This is a genomic window from Acinetobacter sp. ACNIH3 (assembly GCF_002918965.1).
Taxonomy (GTDB): domain Bacteria; phylum Pseudomonadota; class Gammaproteobacteria; order Pseudomonadales; family Moraxellaceae; genus Acinetobacter; species Acinetobacter schindleri.
Genome location: NZ_PQLP01000082.1, coordinates 1 through 4964, shown reverse-complemented (window position 1 = coordinate 4964; position 4964 = coordinate 1). Strand labels below are relative to the sequence as shown.

The following is a 4964-nucleotide window of genomic DNA, read 5'->3' as shown; positions in this document are numbered from 1 at the left end:
AAAAAGGCACATGCGAAAATATGAATGGTTTAATTAGGCAATATTTACCTAAAGGGATTGATTTAAATCAGGCAGATCAGCATTATTTAAATCAAGTTGCCATGTCACTGAATACTCGTCCTAGAAAAGCGTTAGATTGGCTTACACCATTAGAGAAATTTGCTCAGCTTGTTGATTATCATAAGACTTTTCAAACTGTCGCACCTCATGTTTGAATTCGCCATATATATTTTAATCAAGTTGAGTCTACTCTTACATTCAACACAAAGCATGCCCTTACGCAACGTAAAATACAATATTTAGAAATATTAGCAAATTCATTTATCGATAATGATAAAAAATTCAAACACTTTTGGACTAATGTTGAAATACAAATTCCTAAATTGGGTAGCCATACTGCTACATATCAAGAACTTATTACGATAAAGCATAATTTACTTCTGAATGGTTTTCTTAGTTTTAGTGATAGCTATGCTTTAGCACACAAATATCTAAATAATTATCCTATTATTCACAAAATTATTAATAAAAGATTTCAACATGTATTTATTGATGAAATGCAAGATATGGATATTCACCAATATGAGCTTATTGAAAAGATATTTACAGAAAATAATGATACAAATACTATAATTCAAAGAATCGGAGACAAAAATCAATCTATTTATAATTCAATAGAGACTAAATCAATTTGGCAAGATAGAGAAAATGTTCTTCACCTTTCAAATAGTTTACGTTTGAGTAGCCCTATTGCAAATATTGTTAAAAATTTTGCGCTTTTTCCTGAACATTGTACAGATATTCAAGGCATGAATGAATGCCAACTTAAACCGCATATATTATTATTTTCAGATTCATCCATCAAGAACGTTATCCCGCATTTTTCTCAACTCGTACAACAATATAAAGGTTCCGGTAAGCTAAACTTTCGTCAAGACAAACCTCTAGAGATAAAAGTCATAAGTTGGAATACCGATTGGAAAGATGATGAAAATAGTCGTACTAACCCTTCCAAACTTAGATTAGAAGATTATCATCAGGTTTTTCAAAAAAATGAACAAAAACCCAAAGAAGATTATAAATGCTTAAAAAGTTACCTTCATTTCTATGATAAAAAACACACCACTCTATCTATGATTAGAAAAAATATTTTTCATGCTCTACTGAAGATCTTAAGAATTGAAAAGATTTCGACAAATGAAAATCGTCTTTATACTATTTTAAATTTAATCAATTACCTAAAGGTAAATTCAGAGCAAAACTATGCAGTTCTAAACTTAAAAGTCTATCAAACTTGTTTAAAGATAATTAAAAATGAACAGAATCAGGCTTTGTTAGATTTGCAAGCTTATATTCCTGTATTCCTTTCTTATTTTAAAGAAAATCATAGTCTTTCTCCAGCGTGCAGTAATTTTCTTAACAATGATAAAACTGGTATTGACCAAACTAGTCACAATCAAACGTCTGCTTCAAATATTATTGAAGAAAATGATCTAAAAATTGAAATTACTAGTGTTCATTCTGTCAAAGGTCAAACACATGATGCAACACTATATTTAGAATCATATTATTATGAAGATGGAAAAGGTAATAATGCTAAATCTTATGAGTCCCAAAGACTTGCAAATCAATTTTTAGGAAATCCTTTTAATCTGACCACTGAAAGAGCGAAACAATCAACAAAGATGGCATATGTCGGTTTTTCACGAGCAACTCAACTACTTTGTATAGCAATACACAAAGATAGATTTGAACAATACCTAAACACAATAGATCGCAATATATGGGAAGTTAAAAATATTGAATAGCAGCAACAATGATAGTACTTTGTTTATATCATTAAATTTTTCCTGTGTATTTCTACTCGATTTTTAATATAGACTAATTCTTAATCTAAATCTTCAGTGAAACATTATTAAGCTAATTAACAATCGGATCTTCCCTCCATAAGGAAGCTCCTAAACTCATATAAATAAGCATTTATATTGTAGGTAGCTTCACAGGAGCTTTATAGAATTTGGTAAATTGATCTATTGGACTATCTTTTAAATTTTCAGGTAAATTTTCATCAAAATTTTGGTCTGGATAAATAATTAGACAATCCACAACAACATTCTGCATTTCATCCTCACTATAATCAAGACATTGCAATATCTTTTTATCACGTGCATAACCAGCTATCTGACGAATGTCATCAGAATTATAACGATCATTACGTTGATCATTATTTTGGTAAATTTTTTTATATTTCGTATCAATCACCATCTTTTCAGTTTGACTCACTAAAAGAAAATCGGGTTCGCCATAATTCCCCTTAGCTTGGAATTGAATTTGGCTACCGAATCGCTCTTTTAATAATCCCAATACATACAATTCAAATAGCTTAGGCATATCAATCCAAAATGGTGGCACATGAACAACCTCTCCATCAACCTGTTTAATGTTATAACCAAACCTTCTTATGATCATTTTTGCTAAATCGAGTGCGTCTTGATACTCTTTATAAAAAGCATTTACTTTTGTTTTCTTAAGCATATTCAAATCAAAATTTGAATCATCCACCTCGTGAAAAGCTGGCTTACAGAAATTTAAAAAAGGTAAAAAATATTCAGAAAACTGTCCGTAGTTATTCAAATATCGTTCCACAAATTTTAAAGCAGTCTTTAAAATTTTATTCTCAACACTATCAACACCATACACCTCAAAATTACATATAGTCTTGCTCGGTCTATTCCTTAAAATATTATGTTTTAACGTCTTTGATACCTCCACTTTACCTTTAATCTTAGAGCTTAAATTCTGTTCTACACGATAATATGACTTCTTGAGACCCTTTCTCACTAATGACTTTAGAACTTGTAAATAGCGGATCATTAAGAGAGGCGTAATTAAATCTTGCTTTTGATCGATCTCAATATATGGTTCATCAAACTTAATTTCGTACAAGCCCTTCGAATGCTCTGCTATCTCAGAATGCTTCATACATGAGAATAACATTTTAAAATAGTCAGTTTCTCTTGTCGCCTCATTCAATTTCGGGGCTACATAAATTGCTGTATCATTATTTTTGAGCCAATCAACACCAACATAATAATTGGTGTGTAAGGTAATCCCAGCTTGAGCAAATTTAAGCTCTATACACTTTTTTTCCTTGTTAAGACAAAAAAGTATTTCTTTCGCATCTGCCAAATTATCTACGGTAATATTAAGAGGTAAGTGTTCAAATGTTTGATGTAAATTCACTTTAAACCTTTAAATTTTCAATATCTGTAGAAGCTGATTCATTTAAAATCCCATCTTTCAAATATTCTTTTAAAATTGGTTTAATTTCATAGTCTAATTTAACTTTTAATTCTTCGTCATTTTCAATAATAAAATAACTATGCCCAATCATGACGTCCTCTTTCTTAAAATCAGATGACATGTGTTGTTCAAATAATTGAACTATTTGTTTAAAAATGATAAGTGCTTTGTCATGTGAAATCACGCTTTGATCTGGTAGTACATTATAAAATGCAAATCTTCTTCTAATCGCATAATCAATGTGTTCCGCCGATCTGTCCGCAGTATTCATCGTACCAATGATGTATAAATTATGAGGTAAAGTGATCTCCCTTTTCTCTTCAAATTCATACATTGTTGTTACCGCCTCACCTCGATACTCTAAAGCATAGATAAGCTCACCAAGCACTGATGGTAAATTCGCTCGGTTAATTTCATCAATAATTAACACATATTTTCCATTCGGATTTTCTTGAGCTTTTTTTGCAAATTTCGCTAATACTTTATTCTCAACTTTATAGGATATATTTCCATTATCATCAGTTTCTGCAACAATCCCTCTTACAAAATCCTCATAAGAATATGCTGGGTGGAATTGTATAATTTGATATTCTCCTTGGCTTACAACTTCATTTTCAGCACTGATGTCCTCTCCTGTTTTTAAATTAAAATTGGACGACAATAAATTTGAAAACTCAAAAGCTGTAATATCTAAATTAAACTTCGTTTTCTTTTCAACATAAACCTCATAAAGCTTTCTATTTTTTTCAAATAGATTTAGAGCTGAATAATCAACTTTAAAAATTTTCAAAGCATGATCAATCATTTTTTCACTATTTATTGGGAAATACTCTAATGGATAGTAAGTATTCAAAATTTTTAATATAAAGCTATCACCAAAGTACTTTGCAGTTTCGTCTATATTTTTTTGATTTACCAAATTATGAAGTAGTTTTGCAACTTCTTTCATTGCATCTTCATCATTCACAGTATTCTTAATAAATCCATGCTTACTATATTCCTGTGTACTCTTTTTCCAGTAAATTTGGTATGAACGAGATGATCCTGGGAAGTAATAACCTAAAGGTTGTAGCCCCCTCTCAATCCACCAACAGAAGTTGTCTCGATCCCCAGTACCTGTACAATATTTATCCAGAGTTAACTGCTGGTTTAAACTTTCTTTTGGAAATTGTTCTAAAAATTCATTACGAAGACGTTGATGGAGTTTTCTAGTTGCTTGAATATGATCGCTAGTTGAATCAAATTTTTTTAGTTCACTATCAATAATTTCTTCTGGATGGCCAATTACTTTCGATCTGATCATGTCTTCAGCAATCAATTTAGCTAAACGAGTTTTTCCCGTTCCTGGAGGACCTTGAAGAATAATCTGATGCTTATAAGTAAGTAAATTAATCACATTATCCATTTTTACTTTTCCATTTATATCTTGATACCAAAATTTAATAAAAGGTGAGTTGTTAGCTATTTCAATTGTTTTCGGCAAATATAAAGAATCCGTCCAACTCGCCTGATAATGCTTATTAAACTCTTTTTTCTCTGTACACGACAAATTTCACAGAACCCTTATCCTATCAGGCTTCTGCCTTCTTAAAATTGCCAAAATTTCCTTAAACTCTTCTTTTTTCCCAAAACCAATTAAACGCTGAATCGCCATTTGAACA

Annotated in this window: 4 protein-coding genes; 2 read left to right on the top strand and 2 right to left on the bottom strand. The window is 30.6% G+C overall.

Annotation, left to right across the window (positions count from 1 at the left end):
• On the top strand, positions 1–215 hold a 215-nt coding region (locus C3420_RS16230; protein WP_031991246.1), incomplete at its 5' end, for a hypothetical protein.
• A gap of 168 nt (positions 216–383) precedes the next feature.
• Positions 384–1808: a UvrD-helicase domain-containing protein gene (locus C3420_RS16225; RefSeq protein WP_228152982.1), complete on the top strand. Its 1425-nt coding sequence runs from the start codon at positions 384–386 to the stop codon at positions 1806–1808.
• A gap of 172 nt (positions 1809–1980) precedes the next feature.
• Here C3420_RS16225 and C3420_RS16220 read toward each other — a convergent pair whose 3' ends face one another.
• Both C3420_RS16220 and C3420_RS16215 read right to left on the bottom strand, forming a co-directional pair.
• On the bottom strand, positions 1981–3243 hold the full coding sequence (locus tag C3420_RS16220; RefSeq protein WP_228152981.1) for an McrC family protein: 1263 nt from the start codon (positions 3241–3243) through the stop codon (positions 1981–1983).
• Between the two features lies 1 nt (position 3244).
• The gene (locus C3420_RS16215) at positions 3245–4852 is read right to left on the bottom strand and encodes an AAA family ATPase (RefSeq protein WP_213064675.1); all 1608 of its coding nucleotides are present in this window, start codon (positions 4850–4852) and stop codon (positions 3245–3247) included.
• Positions 4853–4964 lie beyond the last annotated feature (112 nt).